Here is a 25,058-nt window from a genome sequence, read left to right on the forward strand (position 1 = left end):
CCCGCGCTGCACAACGCCAATCTAGGCGACGGGCCGCCCGGCTGTCCGCACTCAGCGCGGCCGAATTCAGCGGTTCACGCTCGGTGCCGGGCGCCCCGGGGCCCGTCACTCCTTGGTGACGGTGGCCTTCTGCACGGTGACGGCCTTCTTGGGTGCCCCGTCGCCCGCGCCACCCTCGACGCCCTCCTTGGCGACGTCCTGCACGGCCTTGAGGCCTGCGGCGTCGATCGTGCCGAACGGCGTGTAGGTGGGCGGCAGTTTGCTGTCCTTGTAGACCAGGAAGAACTGGCTGCCGCCGGTGTGCGCCTGGCCGGTATTGGCCATCGCGACGGTGCCCGCCGGGTAGGTCACCGTGCCGTCCGCGCCCGCCTTGCCGAGACCGGTCAGGTTCTCGTCGGGGATGGTGTAGCCGGGACCGCCCGAGCCGGTGCCCTGCGGGTCGCCGCACTGGAGCACGAAGATGCCCTCCGTGGTCAGCCGGTGGCACTTGGTGTTGTCGAAGAAGCCCTTGTCGGCGAGGTACTTGAACGAGTTCACCGTGTGCGGGGTCTTCGCCGCGTCCATCGCGAACGTGATGTCGCCGGCGTTCGTCTTGAGCGCCATGTCGTACTTGGCCTTGGCGTCGACGGTCATCTTCGGCTCCGCGGCGGCACTGGCCGAGGGGGAGGGTTTGTTCGAGGGCGCGGCGGCGTCCGTCTTCTTCTTGCCGTCGCCGGAGAACACGCCCGTCGCGTAGGCCGCGCCGCCGGCCGCGACGACCACCGCGAGGGCGGCCGCGATGACGCTGTTGCGCAGCCGGGCCTTGCGCCGGGCTGCCACCCGGCGCTGCTGCTGCCGCTCGAACTTCTCGCGCGCGAGCTGGCGCCGACGCTGTTCGCTGCTGACCACCGGTCGTCTCCTTGTGCGGTCTCGTGAGGTGCGGGTACGTACGTACGAGCTGACTGTGCCCGTACCGTATATGGGTTCGCTGTGACGGGAGCAGCGCCGGTAGGCTCTGAGCAGCCGAATCACCCGTCGCATCACCCGCCGCGCAAGAAATCGAGGACGATCGTGCTGATTGCCGGGTTCCCCGCCGGGGCCTGGGGGACCAACTGCTACCTGGTCGCCCCCGCCGCAGGCGAGGAATGCGTGATCATCGACCCCGGCCACCAGGCCGCCCGGGGCGTCGAGGAAACGCTGAAGAAGCATCGCCTCAAGCCCGTCGCCGTCGTCCTCACCCACGGCCACATCGACCACTGCGCGTCGGTCGTCCCGGTCTGCGGAGCCCACGACGTGCCCGCCTGGATCCATCCGGACGACCGCTACATGATGAGCGACCCGGAGAAGGCGCTCGGCCGTGCCTTCGGCGCCCAGCTCATGGGCGACCTCACGGTGGGGGAGCCGGACGACGTCAAGGAGCTCACCGACGGCGCCAGGCTGGCGCTCGCGGGCATGGAGCTCACCGTGTCGCACGCGCCCGGCCATACCAAGGGGTCGGTGACGTTCGGGATGCCCGAGGCGGAGGACATTCCTCCGATCCTGTTCTCGGGCGACCTGCTCTTCGCCGGCTCCGTCGGACGCACCGACCTGCCCGGCGGCAGCCACGCCGAGCTCCTTGAGTCGCTGGGCCGCGTGTGCCTGCCGCTCGACGACTCGACCGTGGTGCTGTCGGGCCACGGCTCCCAGACGACCATCGGCCAGGAGCGCGCCACCAACCCGTATCTGCGGCAGGTGGCCGCCGGCCAGGGAGAGGGCATCGCCTCTCCCCGACGAGGAATGTGACGAGAAGTCTTCCCATGAGTACCTTCCAGGCCCCCAAGGGCACCTACGACCTGCTCCCGCCCGACTCGGCGACCTTCCTCGCGGTGCGCGAGGCGATCGCGGCGCCGCTGAAGAACTCCGGCTACGGCTACATCGAGACCCCCGGCTTCGAGAACGTCGAGCTGTTCGCGCGCGGTGTCGGCGAGTCCACCGACATCGTCACGAAGGAGATGTACGCCTTCGAGACCAAGGGCGGCGACCGTCTCGCACTGCGCCCCGAGGGCACGGCCTCCGTGCTGCGCGCGGCCCTCGAGGCCAACCTGCACAAGGCGGGCAACCTCCCCGTCAAGCTCTGGTACTCGGGCTCGTACTACCGCTACGAGCGCCCGCAGAAGGGCCGCTACCGGCACTTCTCGCAGGTCGGCGCCGAGGCGATCGGCGCGGAGGACCCGGCGCTCGACGCCGAGATGATCATCCTGGCGGACCAGGCGTACCGCTCGCTGGGCCTGCGCGACTTCCGCATCCTGCTCAACTCGCTAGGCGACAAGGAGTGCCGCCCCGTCTACCGGGAGGCCCTTCAGTCCTTCCTCGGCGGCCTCGACCTCGACGCGGACACGATCCGCCGGGCCGAGATCAACCCGCTGCGGGTCCTCGACGACAAGCGCCCCGACGTGCAGAAGCAGCTCGTCGGCGCGCCGGTGCTGCGCGACTACCTGTGCGACGCGTGCAAGGCGTACCACGAGGAGGTGCGCGCGCTGATCACGGCGGCGGGCGTCGCCTTCGAGGACGACGAGAAGCTGGTGCGCGGCCTTGACTACTACACGCGCACGACCTTCGAGTTCGTCCACGACGGTCTGGGCTCGCAGTCCGCGGTCGGCGGCGGCGGCCGCTACGACGGTCTCTCCGAGATGATCGGTGGCCCCGCGCTGCCGTCGGTGGGCTGGGCGCTCGGCGTGGACCGTACGGTCCTGGCCCTTGAGGCCGAGGGCGTGACCCTCGAACTCCCCGCCACCACCAGCGTGTTCGCGGTCCCGCTGGGCGAGGAGGCGCGGCGCGTGCTCTTCGCCACGGTGACGCAGCTGCGCCGGGCGGGCATCTCGGCCGACTTCAGCTTCGGCGGCAAGGGCCTGAAGGGCGCGATGAAGAACGCCAACCGCAGCGGCGCCCGCTTCACCCTGGTCGCCGGCGAGCGCGACCTCGCGGAGGGCGTGGTCCAGCTGAAGGACATGGAGTCCGGCGACCAGACCCCGGTCCCGCTGGACGAGATCGTGGCCGCGGTCCGCGAGCGCCTGGCCTGACGGCCGGGGGGCGGGGGCGGGGTCGAAGCGCCCGCTCCCTCGGGTGGGCGTGCCCGCCCCGATGGGGCCGCGGATGCCGAAGACCTCTCCGTGCCGGATGCCGAGGTCCAGTCCGTCGACCGCGGTGACCTCGCCGTGCTGCCTGCGAAGCCCGCGTACATCAACTGCCAGTGCTGTCATGCGCAGAGCGTCCCGCCGAGTCCGCGGCCCCCGGGACCCTCGCGCGGACCTCCTTATGTCCATCGAACGGTGGACACCGCACCCCGTGCGGCAGAATGAGGCGGCGGCAGCACAGGACAACGATGACGGGATGACGGACCGGCGCTATGACGACAACACTTGACGACGTCTCCTCCGACTCCGGCCACCGGGAGGTGAGCAGCGAGGGGGCGATCGGCGGCAGCCGGGCCTTCGCCTGGCTGCTCGTGATCACCGGCGCCGCCGGTGTGCTGGCGGCCTGGGTCATCACGCTCGACAAGTTCAAGCTCCTGGAGAACCCGAACTTCGTACCGGGGTGCAGCCTCAACCCGGTCGTCTCCTGCGGCAACATCATGAAGAGCCACCAGGCGGCGGTCTTCGGCTTCCCCAACCCCATGCTGGGCCTGGTCGCCTACGGCATCGTCATCTGCGTCGGCATGAGCATCCTGGCGGGCGGTCGGTTCCGCCGCTGGTACTGGCTCACCTTCAACGCGGGCACGCTCTTCGGTGTCTGCTTCGTCAGCTGGCTCCAGTTCGAGTCGCTGTACCGGATCAACTCGCTGTGCCTGTGGTGCTGCCTGGCGTGGGTCGCCACGATCCTGATGTTCTGGTACGTCACGTCGTTCAACCTCCGCAAGGGCCTGCTGCCCGCGCCGCGCTGGATGAAGAACTTCCTGTCCGAGTTCACCTGGGTGCTTCCGGTGCTGCACGTCGGCATCATCGGCATGCTGATCCTGACCCGCTGGTGGGACTTCTGGACCAGCTGACCGGCGTTCTCGCAGGTCAGGCGGCGTTGTCAGTGGCGTGACATAGAGTCGTTGGCGTGGAACCCGACCTCTTTACCGCAGCCGCAGAGGACCGCCAGGAGAAAGACCCGGCGGGCAGCCCCCTGGCCGTACGGATGCGTCCGCGCGTCCTGGACGAGGTGGTCGGCCAGCAGCACCTCCTGAAGCAGGGCTCGCCGCTGCGGCGGCTGGTGGGGGAGGGGGCCGGCGGTCCGGCCGGGCCGTCCTCGGTGATCCTGTGGGGCCCGCCGGGCACCGGCAAGACGACGCTCGCCTACGTGGTGTCCAAGGCCACCAACAAGCGGTTCGTCGAGCTGTCGGCGATCACCGCCGGGGTCAAGGAGGTCCGCGCGGTCATCGATGGCGCGCGCCGCGCCATCGGCGGCTTCGGCAAGGAGACCGTCCTCTTCCTCGACGAGATCCACCGCTTCTCCAAGGCCCAGCAGGACTCCCTGCTCCCGGCGGTCGAGAACCGCTGGGTCACGCTCATCGCGGCGACGACGGAGAATCCGTACTTCTCGGTGATCTCGCCCCTGCTCTCCCGCTCCCTGCTGCTCACGCTGGAACCGCTCACCGAGGACGACCTGCGGGCCCTGATCCGGCGGGCGCTTGTCGAGGAGCGGGGGCTGGGCTCCGCGGTCACCCTGCCGTCGGACGCCGAGGCGCATCTGCTGCGCATCGCGGGCGGCGACGCACGCCGCGCGCTGACCGCCCTGGAGGCGGCGGCCGGTTCGGCCCTTGCCAAGTCGGAGCAGGAGATCACGCTCCAGACGGTCGAGGAGACCGTCGACCGGGCGGCCGTCGCGTACGACAAGGGCGGCGACCAGCACTACGACGTGGCGAGCGCGCTGATCAAGTCCATCCGCGGCTCCGACGTCGACGCGGCGCTGCACTATCTGGCCCGGATGATCGAGGCGGGCGAGGACCCCCGCTTCATCGCGCGCCGCCTGATCATCTCCGCGAGCGAGGACATCGGCCTGGCCGATCCGACGGCGCTGCCGACGGCGGTCGCGGCGGCGCAGGCGGTGGCGCTCATCGGCTTCCCCGAAGCCGCCCTGACCCTGAGCCACGCCACGATCGCGCTGGCGCTCGCCCCGAAGTCCAACTCCGCGACGATGGCGATCGCCGCCGCGATGGAGGACGTCCGCAAGGGCATGGCGGGCCCTGTCCCGCCCCATCTGCGGGACGGCCACTACAAGGGCGCGGCCAAGCTGGGGCACGCCAAGGGATACGTCTACCCGCACGACGTGCCGGGCGCGATCGCCCCCCAGCAGTACGCCCCGGACGCGGTGGCCGACCGGCGGTACTACGAGCCGACGCGCTACGGAGCGGAGGCGCGGTACGCGGACGTGGTGGAGAAGGTGCGGGAGCGGCTTCGGCGGGGTGAGGACTGACTCCCTCGACGTGGTGCGGGGTGCGCGCCCTGCCTGGCGGGGGCGGGGTGTGCGCTGCCCGGCGGGGTGCGGCGGGCGCCGGGAGGCTCGGTGCTCCGGGTGCGGGTTGTGGACGGCTGGCCGCGCAGTTCCCCGCGCCCCTGTGACTGTGACCGCGCCGCGCCCCCCTCAGGCCGCCGCGGCCGCGAAGAGCCGGTGCAGCGCACGGCGCAGGGCCGTGACGTCGGTCACGGGCTCGGGGAAGTCGAAGCGCGCGTCGAAGGTGTGGCCGTCCCTCCGGCCGAAACGCACCCGCAGTCCGAGCCGGTCCAACGCCAGGGGTGTGGCCCGCGTCGCGCCCTCGCGCTCCATGAGCCCGCACAGCAGACCCACCTGCTCGCCGTGGGCCAGGGCGAGGTGCTGAAGCAGCTCGGTCTCGTGCCGCACCAGCGGGTCGGGCTCGGCCGCGGCGAACTCCTCGGCGTCCACCACGTCCGCGCCCCACAGGTCGTCCACCTGGGCGCCGCCCACTTCGAGGCGCAGCATCATGCGGCCGGGGCCCGCCTGCCCGGGCACCGGGGTCAGCCATCCCGAGACCCAGGCGCGGCCCCGGATGCGGTGGGGGACGGACACCGGAGCCACGTCCGTGAGCTCAAGGACCGCCGGGACCTCGTCGTCCTGCGCGTGCGTCGCGGCCCGTACCGCGGGTGCATCGGCGGGGAAGACCAGGAAGATGTCGCCGTCGGGACCGACGCTGCGGACGTCGGCCGTGAGGGGGCCCGGACGGGCTGCCGAGAGCGGGCCCGGACGGGCTGTCGAGAGGCCCGGTACGAGGAGCACCGCCGAGCAGGTACTCTGTACGAGAGTTCGTGTGCGTTCGGCTGCTGACGGCATCCGTGCGATTTCAAGTCCGCTGGGACGCGGCTGACCACGATCTGATCGGACCTCCGTCACGTGCCCGGCCCCGTGCTTCGACTGGGGGCCGGTGGAGTCGGCCTCCCGCGAAAGCGGCGTCTGGCCGGCCTTCTTCGTGCTGTCCGTGATGTGACTGGTGTTCCCCGGACGTGACATGCGATCTCCTTGAGTAAGGTGAGCCTAACCTAACCCAACCATGGAGGTTTGGAGAACGTGCCTAACCAGTCGCGTCCCAAGGTCAAGAAGTCTCGTGCGCTCGGCATCGCGCTGACGCCGAAGGCTGTCAAGTACTTCGAGGCCCGCCCCTACCCGCCGGGCGAGCACGGCCGTGGCCGCAAGCAGAACTCGGACTACAAGGTCCGTCTGCTGGAGAAGCAGCGTCTGCGCGCCCAGTACGACATCAGCGAGCGCCAGATGGCGCGTGCCTACGACCGCGCCAAGAAGGCCGAAGGCAAGACGGGCGAGGCGCTGGTCGTCGAGCTCGAGCGTCGCCTCGACGCCCTGGTCCTGCGTTCGGGCATCGCCCGCACCATCTACCAGGCCCGCCAGATGGTCGTCCACGGCCACATCGAGGTCAACGGTGGCAAGGTCGACAAGCCGTCGTTCCGTGTCCGTCCCGACGACGTCGTGATGGTGCGCGAGCGCAGCCGCGAGAAGGTCCCCTTCCAGGTCGCCCGCGAGGGTGGCTACGCCGGCGAGGGCGAGACCCCGCGCTACCTCCAGGTGAACCTGAAGGCCCTGGCCTTCCGCCTGGACCGCGACCCCAACCGCAAGGAAATCCCGGTCATCTGCGACGAGCAGCTCGTCGTCGAGTACTACGCCCGCTGATCCAGGCGTACCACCGGAGCCTCAGCGCTTCAGCCCGCCGTCCCCCCGCTCCGCACGGAGCGGGAGGCGGCGGGTTTGTGCGTGTGCGGGGTCCTCGGGCGGCTGTGTCCCGCGCGCGGGCGGCAACTCCCGTGCACCGTCGGCCTCCTGGCCGTCCCCCAGTGCCCGCGCCACCGCCACGTCCGTGTCGGTCCCGGCGCCCCTGCGCCGGTGCTCCTCGTACGCGCTGTCGCCCAGCCGCTCCCGCGCCCGCTCCTCGCACAGCACGTGCGCGGCGTAGAAGTACGCCGAGCCGAACAGCGGCAGCCCGACCGAGGGCCAGATCCGCTCGGCCGCTCCCTGGAGCTCGGCCGCCCCCACCGGGTCCCCGGCGTCCACCTCGACCAGTGCCAGCATCTCCAGGGTGAGCACCGTGCCGACCAGATCGTGGAAGGCGTGATGGACGGCGAGGGTTTCCCGCAGCAGCCGGCGCGCGCGATCACCATCGCCGCCGTACCAGGCCGCGTATGCGAGGACGTACAGCGCATAAGCACGCGTCCAGCGCTCGCCGTGGTCCTCGCACACCTCCACGACCCGCTCGCACATCGAGACGGCCTCGTCGAGGCGGCCGCGAAAGCCCACCGCCATCGCCATCTCGACCTGGCCCATCAGGACATTGCTGTTGAGCTCGCCCACCTCCTCGTACCCGACGAGCGCCGCACCCAGCAGTTCCTCGGCGCGCGGCATGTCGTCGGTGACCAGGGCCAGACACCCGGTGCGGTGCACGGCGTACGCCGCCGCCACCGCGTCACCGCGCAGCTCCGCCTCCTCGCGGCACTCCTGGAGCGCGGCGATCGCCGCCACCGCGTCGCCCTGGAGCACCGCCACATAGCCAAGGACCCACAGCGCCTTCAGGCGTGAACTGTCGTGCTCGCTCGCGACGTCCAGGACCTGGGTGAGCCAGTGCCGCCCCTCCGCGAGGCGCCCGCAGCCGACCCAGCAGAACCAGAGCGTGCCCGCCAGATAGTGAGCCAGGTGCGCGTCCTCGGGAGAGGCCAGCGAGAACTCCATCGCGGCCCGCAGATTGGGCAGTTCGCACTCCACACGCGTCGCCACCTCGGCCTGGCGGGGGCTGAACCAGTCCAGCTCGCACCAGGTGGCGAGCCCCAGGTACCAGTCGCGGTGACGTCGACGAAGCCGCTCCGCGTCCCCCGTCTGCGCCAGCCACTCGGCCCCGTACTCACGGACCGTGTCGAGCAGCCGGTAACGGACGCCGCCCACGCCGTCCTCGCGCACCACCAGTGACTGGTCGAGCAGTTGGCCGAGGATGTCGAGCACGTCCTCCTGCGGCAGATCGGGCCCCACACAGATGTATTCGACGGCCTCCAGATCGAAGGCCCCGGCGAACACCGAAAGCCGCGCCCACAGAAGCCGCTGCGCCCCCGTGCACAGCTCGTGGCTCCAGCCGATCGTCGTCCGCAGCGTCTGATGACGGGGAAGCGCGCCCCGCCCGCCGCCGGTGAGCAGCCGGAACCGGTCGTCGAGCCGGCGCAGCAACTGCTCCACCGAGAGCGTGCCGAGCCGGCCCGCCGCCAGCTCGATGGCCAGCGGGATCCCGTCGAGGCGGCCGCACAGCTCGGCGGCCGCCTCCTCGTGCCCCTCGATCGGCCGCTCGCCGGCCCGGGTGACCCCCGCGCGCTCGGCGAACAGCAGCACGGCGTCCTGCTCGCACATCGGCGTCAGCAGGAACACCCGCTCGCCGTCGATCCTCAGCGGCAGCCGCCCCACGGCGAGCACCCGAAGGCCGGGGCAGCCCCGCAGAAGCTCCCGCACCAGATCGGCACAGGCGTCCACCAACTGCTCGAACCCGTCGAGCACCAGCAGGAGTTCGCGCTCCGCGAGATGGTCGAGGAGCAGTCGGCGCGGCGCCCTGGCCGTGTGGTCGGTCAGGCCAAGCGCCTCGACGAGAGCGTGGTCGAGCAGACCGGGATCGTTCAGGCAGGACAGCTCGACCAGCCGGACCCCGTCGCAGTACCGTTCCTGCTCGGCCAGGACGGCGGCGGCCCGCAGCGCGACGCGGGTCTTGCCGACTCCGCCGACGCCGGTCACGGTGACCAGGCGCGCATCGCTGAGCAGACGGCCGAGCCGGGCCAGTTCTCGGTCTCGCCCGACGAAACGGTTCAATTCTGCGGGCAGATGGGGGCGCATGGAACACGCAGCGTACTCAAGGGTATGCACTGCGTACAATCGGTCTGCTCAACTCCGCTTGTGGCGGGCCGGAACGCGGTACGGGAAGCGATCCTCGGCGCGATAGGCTCACAGGGCTGTATTTTTCGAAGTTTCCGAGGGTTCGAGTTCCGACGGGTGCGGGGAGCGGTGCAAGTGTCCGGTGGTGAGGTGGCCGGGATCCTGGTGGCCGTCTTCTGGGCGATCCTGGTGTCCTTCCTCGCGGTCGTTCTCGTGAGGCTGGCCCAGACGCTGAAGGCGACGACCAAGCTGGTCGCGGACGTGACCGACCAGGCGGTCCCCCTGCTCGCGGACGCCTCCGTCGCGGTGCGCTCGGCGCAGACGCAGCTGGCCCGGGTCGACGCCATCGCCTCCGACGTCCAGGAGGTCACCTCCAACGCGTCCGCGCTCTCCACCACCGTCGCCTCCACCTTCGGCGGCCCCCTGGTGAAGGTGGCCGCGTTCGGATACGGAGTGCGCCGCGCGATCGGACGCAAGGGCGCCGCACCCGCCGAGGCACCCGCTCGGGAGAGCCGCCGAACCGTGATCGTCGGGCGGACCGTGCCGTCCGCGCGCCGGTCGAAGCGAAAGGGCTGACGCCGCGATGTTCCGCCGTACGTTCTGGTTCAGCGCGGGCGCTGCCGCCGGAGTCTGGGCCACCACCAAGGTCAACCGGAAGCTGAAACAGCTGACCCCGGAGAGCCTGGCCGCGCGCACCGCCGACAAGGCGGTCGAGGCCGGCCACCGGCTCAAGGACTTCGCCCTCGACATCAAGTCCGGCATGGCGCAGCGCGAGGCCGAACTCAACGACGTCCTGGGCATCGGCGAGAGCGAGGTGCGCGAGCTTCCCGCGCAGCGCCGCCTGGCCGCGATCGAGACCGCACACGAGCGGTACACCAAGCAGCAGTACCCCAAGCATTCGTACAACCGGAATGAGGACCACTGATGGAGTCGGCCGAGATTCGCCGCCGCTGGCTGAGCTTCTTCGAGGAGCGCGGGCACACCGTCGTCCCTTCGGCGTCGCTCATCGCGGACGACCCGACTCTGCTGCTCGTCAACGCGGGCATGGTCCCCTTCAAGCCCTACTTCCTGGGCGAGACCAAGCCGCCCGCCCCGCGCGCCACCAGCGTGCAGAAGTGCGTGCGCACGCCCGACATCGAAGAGGTCGGCAAGACCACCCGGCACGGCACGTTCTTCCAGATGTGCGGCAACTTCTCCTTCGGGGACTACTTCAAGGAAGGCGCCATCACATACGCCTGGGAGCTGCTGACCAGCTCCGTGGCGGACGGTGGCTACGGCCTTGAGCCCGAGAAGCTGTGGATCACGGTCTACCTCGACGACGACGAGGCCGAGCGCATCTGGCACGAGGTCGTCGGCGTGCCGAAGGAGCGCATCCAGCGCCTGGGCAAGAAGGACAACTTCTGGTCCATGGGCGTGCCCGGACCGTGCGGACCCTGCTCCGAGATCAACTACGACCGCGGCCCCGAGTTCGGCGTCGAGGGCGGCCCCGCCGTCAACGACGAGCGGTACGTGGAGATCTGGAACCTGGTCTTCATGCAGTACGAGCGCGGCGCCGGCGAGAACAAGGAGGACTTCCCGATCCTCGGGGACCTGCCCTCCAAGAACATCGACACCGGCCTGGGTCTCGAACGCCTCGCGATGATCCTGCAGGGCGTGCAGAACATGTACGAGACCGACACCCTGCGCGTCGTCATGGACAAGGCCACCGAGCTGACCGGTGTGCGCTACGGCGAGCAGCACACGTCCGACGTCTCGATGCGTGTGGTCGCCGACCACATCCGTACGTCCGTGATGCTCATCGGTGACGGGGTGACCCCGGGCAACGAGGGCCGCGGCTATGTGCTGCGCCGCATCATGCGCCGCGCCATCCGCAACATGCGCCTCATGGGCGCCACCGGTCCGGTCGTCCAGGACCTGATCGACGTCGTGATCGAGACGATGGGCCGGCAGTACCCGGAGCTCGTCACCGACCGCAAGCGCATCGAGACTGTCGCCCTCGCCGAGGAGGCCGCCTTCCTCAAGGCGCTGCGCGGCGGCACCAACATCCTGGACACCGCCATCACCGAGACCAAGTCCACCGGTGGCACGGTCCTCGCCGGGGACAAGGCGTTCCTGCTCCACGACACCTGGGGCTTCCCGATCGACCTCACCCTGGAGATGGCCGCCGAGCAGGGCCTGTCCGTGGACGAGGACGGCTTCCGCCGCCTGATGAAGCAGCAGCGCGACCAGGCCAAGGCCGACGCCCGCGCCAAGAAGACCGGCCACGCCGACCTGTCCGCCTACCGCGAGGTGGCCGACGCCTCCGGCGCCACCGACTTCACCGGCTACACCTCCACCGAGAACGAGTCGACCATCGTCGGCCTGCTCGTCGACGGTGTGCCCTCGCCCGCCGCGACCGAGGGCGACGAGGTCGAGGTCGTCCTCGACCGCAGCCCGTTCTACGCCGAGGGCGGCGGCCAGCTCGCCGACCAGGGCCGCATCAAGCTCGACAGCGGCGCGGTCATCGAGATCCGGGACGTACAGAAGCCGGTCCCCGGCGTGCATGTGCACAAGGGGGTCGTGCAGGTCGGCGAGGTGACGGTCGGCGCGTCCGCGTACGCCGCCATCGACACCAAGCGCCGCCGCGCCATCGCCCGCGCCCACTCCGCCACCCACCTCACCCACCAGGCGCTGCGCGACGCGCTCGGCCCGACGGCCGCCCAGGCCGGCTCCGAGAACTCGCCCGGCCGCTTCCGCTTCGACTTCGGTTCGCCCGCCGCCGTTCCCGGCACGGTGCTCACCGACGTCGAGCAGAAGATCAACGAGGTGCTGGCCCGCGAGCTCGACGTACAGGCCGAGGTCATGTCGATCGACGAGGCCAAGAAGCAGGGCGCCATCGCCGAGTTCGGCGAGAAGTACGGCGAGCGGGTCCGCGTCGTCACCATCGGCGACTTCTCCAAGGAGCTGTGCGGCGGCACGCACGTGCACAACACCGCCCAGCTGGGTCTGGTGAAGCTGCTCGGCGAGTCGTCCATCGGCTCGGGCGTGCGTCGCATCGAGGCCTTGGTCGGCGTCGACGCATACAACTTCCTGGCGCGTGAGCACACGGTCGTCGCCCAGCTCCAGGAGCTGGTCAAGGGCCGTTCCGAGGAGCTGCCGGAGAAGATCTCCACCATGCTCGGCAAGCTGAAGGACGCCGAGAAGGAGATCGAGAAGTTCCGCGCGGAGAAGGTGCTCCAGGCCGCCGCCGGTCTCGTCGAATCCGCCAAGGACATCCACGGCACCGCGCTCGTCACCGGCCAGGTGCCGGACGGCACCTCCGCCGACGACCTGCGCAAGCTGGTCCTCGACGTGCGCGGCCGCATCCCCGGCGACCGCCCGGCCGTCGTCGCGCTGTTCACCACGGCCAACGGCCGCCCGGTCACCGTCATCGCCACCAACGAGGCCGCCCGTGAGCGCGGCCTCAAGGCCGGCGAGCTGGTCCGCACCGCGGCCAAGACCCTCGGCGGCGGCGGTGGCGGCAAGCCGGACGTCGCGCAGGGCGGCGGCCAGAACCCGGACGCGATCGGCGACGCCATCGACGCCGTCGAGCGCCAGGTGGCCCAGACCTCGTGAGCGACCACCGCGCGGCCGCCGGGCCGCGGATGACGACGCTGCCCGCACCTGCGCGCCGCGCGGTCCACGAGGCGAACGACCGGGCGGGTGCCTGATGCGCCGAGGACGCCGACTGGCGATCGATGTCGGAGACGCCCGGATCGGGGTCGCCTCGTGCGACCCCGACGGGGTGCTCGCCACGCCGGTGGAGACCGTGCCGGGACGTGATGTCCCGGCCGCCCACCGGCGGTTGCGGCAGCTGGTCGAGGAGTACGAACCGATCGAGGTGGTCGTCGGGCTGCCCCGCTCCCTCAACGGGGGCGAAGGCCCGGCGGCGGCCAAAGTCCGGCGCTTCGCCCAGGAGTTGGCGCGCGGCATCGCCCCGATCGGGGTCCGGCTCGTCGATGAACGGATGACGACGGTGACGGCGACCCAGGGTCTGCGGGCCTCGGGCGTGAAGTCGAAGAAGGGCAGATCGGTCATCGACCAGGCCGCGGCGGTGATCATCCTCCAGAACGCCCTTGAGGCCGAACGGGTGTCAGACACGAAGCCGGGCGAAGGCGTCGAAGTGGTTATCTGATCGCGATACGGTAACGTTCCGGCCGATGCGGAGGCATTCGAACAGTCCCCGCACAGCAAAAGAGGCGGACCGTCCGGATGCCTCGCGGCTCTAGGGGACCGATGACTGAGTATGGCCGGGGCGCAGGCTCCGAACCGTGGCACCCGGAGGATCCCCTCTACGGGGACCAGGGGTGGGGAGCGCAGCAGGCTGCGTCCGGTCAGGCTCAGTACGCCGGCCAGGGCGAGCAGCACCAGCAGCAACCTCAGGAGCAGTACTACCCGCAGCAGCCGCAGGACCCGTACGCACAGCAGCAGTACGCCGAGTCCGGGTCCCAGCAGCAGTACGCCGAGCAGCGGCAGTACGCCGAGTCAGGGCCCCAGCAGCACTACGCCGAGCAGCAGCAGTACCAGCAGGCGTACGCCGAACAGCTACAGCAGGGGTACCCGCAGCAGCAGTACCCGGACCAGTACGCGGCGCAGCCCCAGCAGCCCCAGCAGTTCAGCGGTGGCTGGGACACCAGCACCGGCGAGCAGGCCGCCATGCCGTACGCCGGCCAGCAGCCCGACCCGTACCACAACGGCTACGCCGACGAGGGCCACGATCCCTACGGCACGGCCGAGGCGTATCCGCCGCCGCAGCCACCCGGCCGGCGCCAGGCGCCCGTGGTGCCCGAGCAGGGCCACGAGTGGAACGCCGAAGCGCCCGAAGAAGACCACCCGTTCTTCACTGGCGTTGACGAAAGCGAACGCGAGGACGGCGAGCCGCGCGAGTCCCGCAGGGCCGGGGGCGGCGGTGGCCGCGACCGTCGGGGCAAGACGAAGAAGAAGGGCAAGAGCGGGCGCGCCTGCCTGGTCCTCGCGGTGATCTTCGCGGTCGGCGCAGGCGGCGTCGGCTATGTGGGCTACGAGTTCTACCAGAAGAAGTTCGGCGCGGCCCCCGACTACGCGGGCGAGGGCACCAGCGAGACCGTCACGGTCGAGGTTCCCTCCGGCGCGGGCGGTTCCGAGATCGGTCAGCTGCTCAAGCAGGCCGGTGTCGTCAAGAGCATCGACGCGTTCGTCCAGGCGCAGAACGACGACCCCAAGGGCAAGACGATCCAGGCCGGCGCCTACACGCTGAAGAAGGGCATGTCGGCGGTCAGCGCGGTGAAGCTGATGCTCGACCCGAGCAGCCGCAACTCCCTGATCATTCCCGAAGGCAAACGCAACGCCTGGGTCTACCAGCAGATCGACACAAGGCTCGGCCTCTCCGCGGGCACGACCAAGGGCGTCGCCGCCAAGGATGCCGACAGCATGGGTCTGCCCGACTGGGCCAAGGGCCACAAGAACGTGAAGGATCCGCTGGAAGGATTCCTCTACCCGGCGAGCTACCCGGTCGCCAAGGGCATGAAGCCCGAGGACGTACTGAAGAAGATGGTCAACCGGGCCGCCACCGAGTACGGCAAGCAGGACCTGGCCGCCGAGGCCAAGAAGCTCAAGCTGGACGGGCCCTGGCAGCTTCTCACCGTGGCGAGCCTCGTACAGGCCGAGGGCAAGACGCCCGACGACTTCCGCAAGATGTCCGAGGTCGTCTACAACCGCCTCAAGCCGGACAACATCCAGACCAACCAGAAGCTCCAGTTCGACTCGGCGTACAACTACCTCACGAACCAGAGCAACATCAAGATCGGTCTGTCCGAGATCAACAGCAACCCGGACCCGTACAACACCTACAAGTGGCGGGGCCTGACGCCCGGACCGATCGGCAACCCCGGCAGCGAGGCGATGGCGGCGGCGCTGGATCCGACGAACGACGGCTGGATGTACTTCGTCGCCACCGACGGCCAGCACAAGACCGAATTCGCCAAGACCCTGGCCGAGTTCAACAAGCTGAAGGACGAGTTCAATGCCCAGTCCGGCCAGTGAGGGGGCGCGACGGGCGGCCGTGCTCGGGTCGCCCATCGCGCACTCCCTCTCCCCGGTCCTGCACCGGGCGGCGTACGCCGAACTCGGCCTCGGCCACTGGTCCTACGACCGCTTCGAGGTGGACGAGGCCGGGCTCCCCGGCTTCGTCGCGGGGCTCGACGCCTCGTGGGCGGGGCTCTCGCTCACGATGCCGCTGAAGCGCGCGATCATTCCGCTGCTCGACGCGGTCAGCGCCACCGCGGCCTCGGTCGAGGCGGTCAACACCGTCGTCTTCACGGACGACGGCCGCCGCCTCGGCGACAACACCGACATCCCGGGCATGATCGCGGCCCTGGGGGAGCGCGGGGTGACCCGCGTCGAGTCCGCGGCCGTCCTCGGCGCGGGCGCCACCGCGTCCTCCGCGCTCGCCGCCCTCGCCCGGATCTGCACCGGCCCGGTCACCGCGTACGTACGCAGCGAGGCGCGGGCCGCGGAGATGCGCGGCTGGGGCGAGCGGCTGGAGGTCGATGTCCGCACCGTCGACTGGTCGCGCGCGGCCGAAGCCTTCGACGCGCCGCTCGTCGTCGCGACGACCCCGGCCGGCACCACCGACGCCCTCGCCCCGGCCGTCCCCGAGCGGCCCGGCACCCTCTTCGACGTGCTGTACGAGCCCTGGCCCACCGCGCTGGCGGCCGCCTGGTCGGGGCGCGCGGGAGCGGTCGTCGGCGGGCTCGACCTCCTCGTGCACCAGGCGGTGCTCCAGGTGGAGCAGATGACGGGGTGCGTCAGCGCTCCGCTGGAGGCCATGCGCAAGGCGGGCGAAGCGGCGCTGGCAGGCCGCTGAGCGCCACCGGACCAGAGGCGCGGGGCTGCGCCCGCTCCCCGAGGACGTGCCGCCCGGCCGGTGGGCTGGACACAAGGACACGGCGCGCGGTCCTGCGCTGGACTGGCACACCGCCCTGGGGACGGTCCGACCCGTCCACTGTGACGACCGCAGGGTCGCCACCGATGTCGCCACCGAGGCCGCTGGCCGCGGCAACCCGGACGGCGTCGCCGTCGTCTGCGCCCTGTACGGCGACATGAGTTTCCGTGGGCCGGCGCTGGTGGCGGCCGACCCGCGCACCCGGGAATCGAGTACGAGGCCGACTGGGGTGACGTCGCGGCCCTCGCGGGGCAGGACCTGCCCTGGTGGCCCGGCCTGCTGCGGCTGTCGCAACGGATCCGGGCCTGGGAGCCGGGTACCCCTGCGGTCGTCGTGTAGGTGCCGGCCAACGACAAAGATCCTGTGTCGCCTCGTGGGCGGCGACGCCCTCGATGTCACCTCGCACCTGGCCGCGACGGACATGGCCAACGGCATCCGCGACGACCGGATCGGCGACGCCGCCCGGCACGACAACGAGATCTTCGGTAAGGAGGGCTACGGCGAGTGGCGCACTCCCGTCGTCATCGCGGCCGAGCCCGACACCGGCCACCACCCCCTGCGCTCCGACGGCGACCGCCAGGTCCCTGAGGCCGGCTGGCACAAGCCCGTCCTCAGCACCCACCCCGACGCCGCCGCGGCGATCGGAGCGCCCCATGCGGCGCGGGCCTATGCGCACGGGCTGGCGTCTTGGCGGTCCACGCTGGAGGACCGCGATATGGACTGGTCCGACGTCTCAGCCGGCAGCGGTGCGGCTCCTCATGTCACGACCCGACCGGAACGATCACCATGTCCGCCGAGGCCGTAAAGCGGTGGACAGCCCTCCGGCGCTGGGCAAGCATCCCCGCGATGAATAACGAACCTCTCTCCACCTCCAAACGCGTACGTTTCGTCAAGCTCAGCGCAAAGGCACTGCGTGCGCTGGCCGACGGTGACCTCGCCGGCGGCAGCGCCGAGGCCGGGGTCGCCCTTGACGAACACTTCGTCGGTGACCGAGCCCGCTGGATCTTCGACTACCGCGCCGACCAGCTCGCCAAGGACCCCTCTGCCGCGCCCTGGATCACGCGGGCCGCGGTGTCCGAGCCGGACGGGGTCGTCGTCGGCGACGCCGGGTTCCACGGGCCGCCGGACGAGGCCGGCATGGTCGAGGTCGGCTACACCGTCGTGCCCGGGTTCCGTCGCCAGGGATATGCGCGCGCCATGCTGAGAGCACTGCTCGTCAGGGCCGCCGCCGAACCCGGTGTCAGGACCGTGCGCGCCCGGATCGGATCCGACAACGCCGCCTCCCTGGCCTCCATCGAGGGCTTCGGCTTCACGCGCGTCGGAGAGCAGGGGAACGAGCGCGACGGACTCACGATCATCTTCGAGGTCCCGACAGACGCGATTCAGGCCGGGTAGCTTCACGGCCTCGGCGGGTACGGTGATCGTCCCGGTCGGGCCGTGACAGGGGAAGGGCCGTACAGGTTGGGTGAGTTGTGAAGCTGACCTGGGCCCGTGCGGCCTGTTCCCGTCCTGCCCTGTCCGGTAGGCCCGGCCTGCGGCTGAAGACATTGGAGGACGTTTTCGCCCATGCCGAGGCGGAGGGCGTCGAGCTGCGGCTCGACGGCGCCGAGACCCAGGTCCGCCGCCCGCAGGCCGACCGCCGCGGGCGCCGGGCGTTCGTGCTCGGTAAACGCAAGCAGAACACCAACAAGACCACCACGTTCAGCGACGGCCAGGACCGCCTGCTGCTGTCCGGCCTCGTCCGCCCGGGCCTGGTGCGCAACCAGACCGCCGTGCGCACCGAGGGCATCGCCGAGCAGTTCCGCACGCGTACCGGTCCGGCCCGGCGTGAAGGCGAAGGTCGATTCCGGCTGCCTCGGGCTGGCCAAGGAGTTCCCCGGCCAGGTCAGCGCCCCGCCGAAGGGGCCCAAGGACGAGGCGTGCGACGGTGACAAGCACGCCTCGCGATCGCCTCGCTCGTTTCCGACCGATCCGCGCAGCGGGCCACCCACCGTTGGACGAGTACCGAACTCGTCCTCGTCCGCGACGCCGCCCGCTGATCACCCACCAGTCAGTCCTGGCCGATCGTGGTCTGGAGATGAGTCAGGAAGACCTCGGTGAGCCTCGGGACCAGAACATGCGGAACCAGTTGATCGGGCAGGTCGGCTTCCAGCCCCCACTCGGTGTTGAACGTAGCCGGGGCACTGGCCGGGACGATGCGTCCCTGCAGCCACGCAGCGAACTCAGCCGCCTGGGATGCGGTGCAGTCTTCAAGCGAGACGCCTTCGGGACGGAGCTTGCCATCGCCTCAATCGTCTCATCGCTCAGTGTCACCCCGAAGTGCAGGACAGCCCCCGGTACAAGGCCGGTGCCCTCGTCCAGGCGGAGGAACGCGTCGGCATCCCGTTCGCGCACGGCCGTTTCCAGCACGGAAGAGTCCTCGCACAGGGCAGCGGGGCCGTGCAGCAAACGCCCGTCGGTGACACATGCGGCTCCGCCGCACACGCGCGGCCTGACCTTGGGTGGGCTGCACGCACCGGGGTGGGCCACCTACGGGGGCGCGGGGAACTGCGCGAGCAACCCACCGCGGACCGCACGGCACGGGATCGCAGTCCGCTGGCTGGACCAGGCCCGGCCCACCGGCCGGGACGTGGGAGGATCAGGGTGGCGGGCCAGGGCGCGCACCCCGGCCGCGCCGTCGTAGCACCCGGACGCGCGAGCATGAGGAGCACCGTTGAGCAGGCTGCGCTGGCTGACCGCTGGGGAATCCCACGGACCCGCACTTGTCGCGACGCTGGAGGGTCTTCCCGCCGGCGTGCCGATCACCACGGACATGGTGGCCGACCACCTGGCCCGGCGGCGGCTCGGTTATGGACGCGGCGCCCGCATGAAGTTCGAGCGGGACGAGGTGACCTTCCTCGGCGGCGTGCGGCACGGTCTCTCCATGGGCTCGCCGATCGCGGTCATGGTGGGCAACACCGAGTGGCCCAAGTGGGAACAGGTCATGTCCGCCGACCCGGTCGACCCCGAGATCCTGGCGGAGCTGGCCCGCAACGCCCCGCTGACCCGCCCGAGGCCCGGCCACGCCGACCTCGCCGGCATGCAGAAGTACGGCTTCGACGAGGCCCGGCCGATCCTGGAGCGGGCCAGCGCCCGCGAGACCGCCGCCCGGGTCGCGCTCGGCGCCGTCGCCCGCTCCTACCTGAAGGAGACGGCCGGCATCGAGATCGTCAGCCACGTGGTGGAGCTGGCCGCGGCCAAGGCCCCCTACGGCGTGCTGCCCACCCCCGCCGACGTCGACAAGCTGGACGCGGACCCGGTGCGCTGCCTGGACGAGGCCGCGTCGAAGGCGATGGTCGCCGAGATCGACCAGGCCCACAAGGACGGCGACACGCTCGGCGGGGTCGTCGAGGTGCTGGCGTACGGAGTGCCCGTGGGCCTCGGTTCGCACGTGCACTGGGACCGGCGTCTGGACGCCCGGCTCGCCGCCGCCCTCATGGGCATCCAGGCGATCAAGGGTGTCGAGGTCGGCGACGGCTTCGACCTGGCCCGGGTGCCCGGCTCGCAGGCCCACGACGAGATCGTCAACACCGCCGAGGGCGTCAGGCGCACCTCCGGCCGCTCCGGCGGCACCGAGGGCGGCCTGACCACCGGTGAACTGCTGCGGGTACGCGCCGCGATGAAGCCGATCGCGACCGTGCCGCGCGCGCTCGCCACCATCGACGTCGCCACCGGCGAGGCCGCCAAGGCCCACCACCAGCGCTCCGACGTCTGTGCCGTGCCGGCCGCGGGCATCGTCGCCGAGGCCATGGTCGCGCTCGTCCTCGCGGACGCGGTCGCCGAGAAGTTCGGCGGCGACAGCGTGCCCGAGACCCGCCGCAACGTCACGTCCTACCTCGACAACCTGCAGATCCGGTGAGCACCACCGGACCGCTGGTCGTCCTGGTCGGCCCGATGGGCTCGGGCAAGTCCACCGTGGGCGCGCTGCTCGCCGAACGGCTCGGCGTGCCCTACCGGGACACCGACGCCGACATCGTGGCGGCCGAGGGGCGCCCGATCGCGGACATCTTCATCGAGGACGGCGAGCCGTACTTCCGCGCCCTGGAGCGGGACGCGGTGCGTGCCGCGATCGCCGGGCACACCGGCGTGCTCGCGCTCGGCGGCGGCGCGATCCTCGACGCCGGCACCCGCACGCTCCTCGCGCCGCACCCCGTCGTCTATCTCTCGATGGACGTCGAGGAGGCGGTCCGGCGCGTCGGCCTGAACGCCGCCCGCCCGCTGCTTGCGGTCAACCCGCGCCGGCAGTGGCGCGAGCTGATGGACGCGCGGCGCCATCTGTACACCGAAGTCGCCCGTGCGGTCGTCGCGACCGACGGACGCACCCCCGAAGAGGTCGCCCAGGCGGTCCTCGACGCACTGGAGTTGAAGGACGCATGACGGAGCAGGCACCCACCCGGATCCAGGTCGCGGGCACGGCGGGCACGGACCCGTACGACGTACTCGTCGGCCGCAACCTGCTGGGCGAGCTCGCCGGGCTGATCGGCGACCGGGCCAAGCGGGTCGCGGTCATCCACCCCGAGGCGCTGGCCGGCACCGGTGACGCGATCCGCGACGATCTCGCGGCGCAGGGCTACGACGTCATCGCCATCCAGGTGCCCAACGCCGAAGAGGCCAAGACCGCCGAGGTCGCCGCCTACTGCTGGAAGGCGCTCGGCCAGTCCGGCTTCACCCGCACCGACCTCGTCATCGGCGTGGGCGGCGGCGCCACCACCGACCTCGCCGGCTTCGTCGCGGCCACCTGGCTGCGCGGGGTGCGCTGGATCTCGGTGCCGACCACCGTGCTCGGCATGGTGGACGCGGCCGTCGGCGGCAAGACCGGCATCAACACCGCCGAGGGCAAGAACCTGGTGGGCGCCTTCCACCCGCCCATCGGCGTCCTGTGCGACCTGGCCGCGCTCGACTCGCTGCCCGTCAACGACTACGTGTCGGGCATGGCCGAGGTCATCAAGGCCGGCTTCATCGCCGACCCGGCCATCCTCGACCTCATCGAGTCCGACCCGGCGGGCGCCCGCACCCCCGGGGGCCCGCACACCGCCGAGCTCATCGAGCGCTCCATCCGGGTCAAGGCCGAAGTGGTCTCAGGCGACCTGAAGGAAACGGGCCTGCGCGAGATCCTGAACTACGGCCACACCCTCGCGCACGCCATCGAGAAGAACGAGCGCTACAAGTGGCGGCACGGCGCGGCCGTCTCCGTCGGCCTGGTCTTCGCGGCCGAACTGGGCCGCCTGGCAGGGCGGTTGGACGACGCGACCGCCGACCGGCACAGCGCGATCCTGAAGTCCGTCGGGCTGCCGCTCACCTACCGCGGCGACCAGTGGCCCAAGCTCGTGGAGAACATGAAGCTGGACAAGAAGTCCCGCGGCAGCACGCTGCGCTTCATCGTCCTGGACGGCCTCGCCAAGCCGACCGTCCTTGAGGGCCCGGACCCGGCGGTGCTGCTCGCCGCGTACGGCGAGGTCTCCGCGTGACCCGGCCGGTGTTCGTCCTGAACGGCCCCAACCTCGGCCGGCTTGGCTCGCGCGAGCCCGACGTGTACGGCGCCACCTCGTACGCCGGCCTCGTCGAGGTCTGCGAAGGGCTCGGCAAGGAGCTCGGCTTCGAGGTCTCGGTCCGCGAGACCAACGACGAGGGCGAACTCATCCGCTGGCTCCACGAGGCCGCGGACGGTCGCATTCCGGTCATCATCAACCCGGGCGCCTTCACCCACTATTCGTACGGAATGCGCGACGCGGCGGCCCAGCGCACCGCGCCGCTCATCGAGGTGCACATCTCGAACCCGTACGCCCGTGAGGAATTCCGCCACACCTCGGTGATCGCGCCCGTCGCCACCGGCACCGTCGCCGGCTTCGGGATCGGCTCCTACCGCCTCGCGCTGCGCGCGCTCGCCGATGAACTGGCCGGCGAACTCGGCTGACGGGCACCGCCGCCGCTCCCCGGCCGTTCACACTGTGGCGGCCGGGGGAGGTACGGTTCTGCACCGGGCCGCCCCACACCGACGGGCGCCCGACCAGCGCCAGTTGCCTGTACGAGACGGAGTGGCACCGGATGCAGCACGCAGGGGGGGCTCCACTGCCGCCGCCCCACGCCCCGGGGCAGCCCCCGCACGACTGGGCCCAGGGCATCGAGTCGGAGGGCACGGCTCCACTGAGGCCGAGCGCGGCCCCGGCGGGCCCGCCCACGCCGGGCGCCCCGCCGTACCAGCCGGGCCCGCTGCCCGAGCCCGGCCCGCTGCCCGAGCCCGGCCCGGCCCGGATGCCGGCCCACCCGCCGACACCACCGGCCCAGGCCCCGCACCCCGGGGCCCAGCAGCCGCCCGGCCAGGGCTGGCACGGCCCCGCACCGCAGCACGCATCGGCCCGGCCGCCGTCCCGCGACACCACGGGGCACGTGGCCCTGCCGCCCGGCGGTCCGGTTCCGATGCCGCAGGCGCCCGAGGGCACCGGGGCCACCACGCTCGCGGTGCTGCTCATCGGCCCCGCCGGAGCGGGCAAGACGACCGTGGCCCGGTACTGGGCGCAGCACCGCCGGGTGCCCACCGCGCACATCAGCCTCGACGACGTACGCGAGTGGGTGTGCTCCGGGTTCGCCGACCCCCAGTCGGGCTGGAACGACCATTCCGAGGCCCAGTACCGCCTGGCCCGCCGCACCTGCGGCTTCGCCGCGCGCAACTTCCTGGCCAATGGGATCTCCTGCATCCTCGACGACGCGGTCTTCCCCGACCGGCCGGTCGTCGGCCTCGGCGGCTGGAAGCGGCACGTGGGCCCGGGCCTGCTGCCCGTCGTGCTCCTGCCGGGCCTCGAAGTGGTCCTGGAACGCAACGCGGAGCGCACGGGCAACCGCCGCCTGTCCGACGAGGAGGTCGCGGGCATCCACGGCCGCATGGCCGGCTGGTACGGCTCGGGCCTGCCGATCATCGACAACTCCCAGTACGACGTCCCCACCACGGCCCGCCTCCTGGACGACGTCCTGGCCCGCACGATCGCAAGCCCCCCGAACTGGTAGGGGGCCCGGTTTCCCCCACCCCGCCCCTTCCCGAAACCCTCCGGGGGTGTCCGCCCGGCGCGGGCCTGCGGGGACCAGTCGCGCAGTTCCCCGCGCCCCTGAAACCCCGTCTTCGTCTACGGCCCCCATGTGGCCGGTCGCGCAGTTCCCCGCGTCCCTCAGCTGCTCGTTGCTGGCCGGCGTGGGCATCTTCAGCCCGTCCGGCGTTTGACGACGAGCGCCCATTAGGCGCGAACGGGGTGTGGGGCGGAGCCCCAGGCGACCCCGGGTTTCGTCTGCGGACCGTGCCCGCGGCTCGCGCAGTTCCCCGCGCCCCCGAACTACTCGGCGCCGGGCCACGTTGGCATCCTCAACCCGTCCGGCGATCGAGGACGAGAGCGAAGGGGGTGTGGGGCGGGGCCCCAGGCGACCCCGGGTTACGTCTGCGGACCGTGCCGGCCTCCCCGCGCCCCCGAACTACTGGGCGCCGGCCCACGTTGGCATCCTCAGCCCGTCCGGCGATTGAGGACAAGGACGGACCGACTACCGGGGCGGCCCCCGGTCGGACGCGCTGAAACGGCCGAACCCCGCCCCCGCTCATACGCTCGGGGCATGTCAGAGGTGTTCGCGGTGCGCCGCGCCTGGCTGCGGGACCGCTCGGCGGCCGCAGGCAGCGCCGCCGCCCTGGTATCGCGCCCGGCCAATGTCCGTTACCTGGCGGGCGGCGCCCCACCGGGCGCAGTCCTGCTGCTAGGTCCGGCCGAGGACGTACTGCTGTGCCCGCGCACACCGTCCGGCGACCTCATCGAGGGCCATCTCGACGAGCACCTGCGGCTCACCGTGCTGCCCGCACCCGGCGGCGACCCGGCCGTGGCGGCCGCCGACCTCGCCCAGGCCAGCGGCGCCGACTCGCTCGCCGTGGAGGAGCACCACTTGTCCGTGGCCCGCCACCGCGCCCTCGGCTCGGTGGCGCCCGGGCTGCTCCTGAGCGACCTCGGCGGCGCCGTCGAGCAGCGCCGCCTGGTCAAGGACGAGGAGGAGATCGCCTGTCTGCGGATCGCCGCCGAGATCACCGACCAGGCCCTGGGCGAGCTCCTGGAGTCGATCCTGGTCGGCCGCACCGAGCGCCACCTCGCCCTGGAACTGGAGCGCCGTCTGGTGGACCATGGCGCCGACGGGCCCGCCTTCATGACGTCGGTCGGCACTGGCCCGAACTCCGGCCGCGCGGGCCACCGTCCGGCCGACCGCCGGGTCGAGGAGGGCGACTTCCTCTCGGTCTGCCTGGGCGCCACCTACCGCGGATACCGCTGCGAGATCGGCCGTACGTTCGTGATCGGCACGACCCCCGCCGACTGGCAGATCGAGCTGTACGACGCCGTTTTCGCAGCCCAACGGGCAGGCCGTGAGGCCCTGGTACCCGGCGCCGAGTACCGCTCGGTGGACCGCGCGGCCCGCCAGGTTCTGGACGCCGCGGGCCACGCCGAAGCCGTGGGGCCGCTCACCGGACACGGGGTCGGGCTCGAAATCGACGAGGAGCCGCAGCTCGCACCTGGAGCCATGGGTAAACTGGACACGTGCGTGCCGGTCACGGTCGAACCGGGGGTCCACCTCCCGGGGCGGGGCGGCGTCCGGATTGACGACACGCTCGTCGTACGCCCCGAGGCGGACGGCGGCCCCGAGCTACTCACCATCACGACCAAGGAGCTGCTAGCGCTCTAGCACGCGTACGTGCCCC

Annotated in this window: 23 protein-coding genes; 20 read left to right on the forward strand and 3 right to left on the reverse strand. The window is 71.5% G+C overall.

Features of this window, described 5'->3' with window-relative positions:
* Positions 1–105: 105 nt before the first annotated feature.
* Entirely contained in the window at positions 106–888 is a 783-nt protein-coding gene (locus ACGFW5_RS16780) for a peptidylprolyl isomerase (protein ID WP_393834968.1), read from the reverse strand.
* 162 nt (positions 889–1,050) lie between these two features.
* On the opposite strand from ACGFW5_RS16780, the gene ACGFW5_RS16785 reads away from it, so the two are divergent.
* The 4 genes from ACGFW5_RS16785 to ACGFW5_RS16800 all read left to right on the forward strand — a co-directional run bounded on the left by ACGFW5_RS16785 (position 1,051) and on the right by ACGFW5_RS16800 (position 5,415).
* Complete coding sequence (locus ACGFW5_RS16785; protein ID WP_393834969.1) at positions 1,051–1,761, forward strand: MBL fold metallo-hydrolase; 711 nt, start codon at positions 1,051–1,053, stop codon at positions 1,759–1,761.
* 14 nt (positions 1,762–1,775) lie between these two features.
* Positions 1,776–3,038 (forward strand): histidine--tRNA ligase, encoded by a 1,263-nt coding sequence (hisS, locus tag ACGFW5_RS16790; RefSeq protein ID WP_393834970.1) that lies wholly within the window; start codon positions 1,776–1,778, stop codon positions 3,036–3,038.
* Positions 3,039–3,364: 326 nt separating this feature from the next.
* Positions 3,365–4,003 carry a vitamin K epoxide reductase family protein gene (locus tag ACGFW5_RS16795; protein WP_393834971.1) on the forward strand — a complete coding sequence of 213 codons (639 nt, stop codon included), beginning with the start codon at positions 3,365–3,367 and terminating at the stop codon, positions 4,001–4,003.
* Between the two features lie 56 nt (positions 4,004–4,059).
* A complete protein-coding gene (locus tag ACGFW5_RS16800; RefSeq protein ID WP_393834972.1) occupies positions 4,060–5,415 on the forward strand; it encodes a replication-associated recombination protein A in 1,356 nt (451 codons plus the stop codon).
* 168 nt (positions 5,416–5,583) lie between these two features.
* Here ACGFW5_RS16800 and ACGFW5_RS16805 read toward each other — a convergent pair whose 3' ends face one another.
* The gene (locus tag ACGFW5_RS16805) at positions 5,584–6,288 is read right to left on the reverse strand and encodes a DUF2470 domain-containing protein (RefSeq protein WP_393834973.1); all 705 of its coding nucleotides are present in this window, start codon (positions 6,286–6,288) and stop codon (positions 5,584–5,586) included.
* Between the two features lie 234 nt (positions 6,289–6,522).
* Between ACGFW5_RS16805 and rpsD the strand changes: the two genes are divergently transcribed.
* On the forward strand, positions 6,523–7,137 hold the full coding sequence (gene rpsD, locus ACGFW5_RS16810; RefSeq protein ID WP_393835080.1) for a 30S ribosomal protein S4: 615 nt from the start codon (positions 6,523–6,525) through the stop codon (positions 7,135–7,137).
* A 21-nt stretch (positions 7,138–7,158) separates the two neighbouring features.
* On the opposite strand, the gene ACGFW5_RS16815 is transcribed toward rpsD, so the two are convergent.
* On the reverse strand, positions 7,159–9,324 hold the full coding sequence (locus ACGFW5_RS16815) for an ATP-binding protein (protein ID WP_393834974.1): 2,166 nt from the start codon (positions 9,322–9,324) through the stop codon (positions 7,159–7,161).
* A 174-nt stretch (positions 9,325–9,498) separates the two neighbouring features.
* Here ACGFW5_RS16815 and ACGFW5_RS16820 point away from each other — a divergent pair, with 174 nt between their 5' ends.
* The 15 genes from ACGFW5_RS16820 to ACGFW5_RS16890 all read left to right on the forward strand — a co-directional run bounded on the left by ACGFW5_RS16820 (position 9,499) and on the right by ACGFW5_RS16890 (position 25,042).
* Positions 9,499–9,939, forward strand: a complete 441-nt coding sequence (locus ACGFW5_RS16820; protein WP_393834975.1) for a DUF948 domain-containing protein — start codon at positions 9,499–9,501, stop codon at positions 9,937–9,939.
* A gap of 7 nt (positions 9,940–9,946) precedes the next feature.
* Positions 9,947–10,288 (forward strand): DUF6167 family protein, encoded by a 342-nt coding sequence (locus ACGFW5_RS16825; protein WP_393834976.1) that lies wholly within the window; start codon positions 9,947–9,949, stop codon positions 10,286–10,288.
* Entirely contained in the window at positions 10,288–12,957 is a 2,670-nt protein-coding gene (alaS, locus tag ACGFW5_RS16830) for an alanine--tRNA ligase (RefSeq protein ID WP_393834977.1), read from the forward strand. The genes ACGFW5_RS16825 and alaS overlap by 1 nt, the downstream gene beginning before the upstream one ends.
* A 94-nt stretch (positions 12,958–13,051) precedes the next feature.
* Positions 13,052–13,516 (forward strand): Holliday junction resolvase RuvX, encoded by a 465-nt coding sequence (gene ruvX / locus ACGFW5_RS16835; RefSeq protein WP_393834978.1) that lies wholly within the window; start codon positions 13,052–13,054, stop codon positions 13,514–13,516.
* A gap of 101 nt (positions 13,517–13,617) precedes the next feature.
* Positions 13,618–15,402, forward strand: coding sequence for an endolytic transglycosylase MltG (mltG, locus tag ACGFW5_RS16840; RefSeq protein WP_393834979.1), 1,785 nt, complete (start codon positions 13,618–13,620; stop codon positions 15,400–15,402).
* Entirely contained in the window at positions 15,383–16,225 is an 843-nt protein-coding gene (locus ACGFW5_RS16845; protein WP_393834980.1) for a shikimate dehydrogenase, read from the forward strand. The genes mltG and ACGFW5_RS16845 overlap by 20 nt, the downstream gene beginning before the upstream one ends.
* Before the next feature lie 451 nt (positions 16,226–16,676).
* Positions 16,677–17,108: a hypothetical protein gene (locus ACGFW5_RS16850; RefSeq protein ID WP_393834981.1), complete on the forward strand. Its 432-nt coding sequence runs from the start codon at positions 16,677–16,679 to the stop codon at positions 17,106–17,108.
* A gap of 41 nt (positions 17,109–17,149) precedes the next feature.
* A complete protein-coding gene (locus ACGFW5_RS16855; protein WP_393834982.1) occupies positions 17,150–17,698 on the forward strand; it encodes a GNAT family N-acetyltransferase in 549 nt (182 codons plus the stop codon).
* A 77-nt stretch (positions 17,699–17,775) separates the two neighbouring features.
* Positions 17,776–18,234, forward strand: a complete 459-nt coding sequence (locus tag ACGFW5_RS16860) for a hypothetical protein (protein WP_393834983.1) — start codon at positions 17,776–17,778, stop codon at positions 18,232–18,234.
* 782 nt (positions 18,235–19,016) lie between these two features.
* Positions 19,017–20,201 (forward strand): chorismate synthase, encoded by a 1,185-nt coding sequence (gene aroC / locus ACGFW5_RS16865; protein WP_393834984.1) that lies wholly within the window; start codon positions 19,017–19,019, stop codon positions 20,199–20,201.
* A gap of 35 nt (positions 20,202–20,236) precedes the next feature.
* Positions 20,237–20,719, forward strand: a complete 483-nt coding sequence (locus tag ACGFW5_RS16870; protein WP_393835081.1) for a shikimate kinase — start codon at positions 20,237–20,239, stop codon at positions 20,717–20,719.
* Positions 20,716–21,810 (forward strand): 3-dehydroquinate synthase, encoded by a 1,095-nt coding sequence (gene aroB / locus ACGFW5_RS16875; RefSeq protein WP_393834985.1) that lies wholly within the window; start codon positions 20,716–20,718, stop codon positions 21,808–21,810. The genes ACGFW5_RS16870 and aroB overlap by 4 nt, the downstream gene beginning before the upstream one ends.
* Positions 21,807–22,256 carry a type II 3-dehydroquinate dehydratase gene (gene aroQ, locus ACGFW5_RS16880; RefSeq protein WP_393834986.1) on the forward strand — a complete coding sequence of 150 codons (450 nt, stop codon included), beginning with the start codon at positions 21,807–21,809 and terminating at the stop codon, positions 22,254–22,256. Before aroB ends, aroQ begins: the two co-directional genes overlap by 4 nt.
* A 131-nt stretch (positions 22,257–22,387) precedes the next feature.
* Complete coding sequence (locus tag ACGFW5_RS16885) at positions 22,388–23,344, forward strand: Pro-rich N-terminal domain-containing protein (protein WP_393834987.1); 957 nt, start codon at positions 22,388–22,390, stop codon at positions 23,342–23,344.
* Positions 23,345–23,935: 591 nt separating this feature from the next.
* Positions 23,936–25,042 (forward strand): M24 family metallopeptidase, encoded by a 1,107-nt coding sequence (locus tag ACGFW5_RS16890; RefSeq protein WP_393834988.1) that lies wholly within the window; start codon positions 23,936–23,938, stop codon positions 25,040–25,042.
* Positions 25,043–25,058: the final 16 nt, after the last annotated feature.

Source organism: Streptomyces sp. NPDC048416 (assembly GCF_043200435.1).
In the GTDB taxonomy this organism is placed as follows: Bacteria; Actinomycetota; Actinomycetes; order Streptomycetales; family Streptomycetaceae; genus Streptomyces.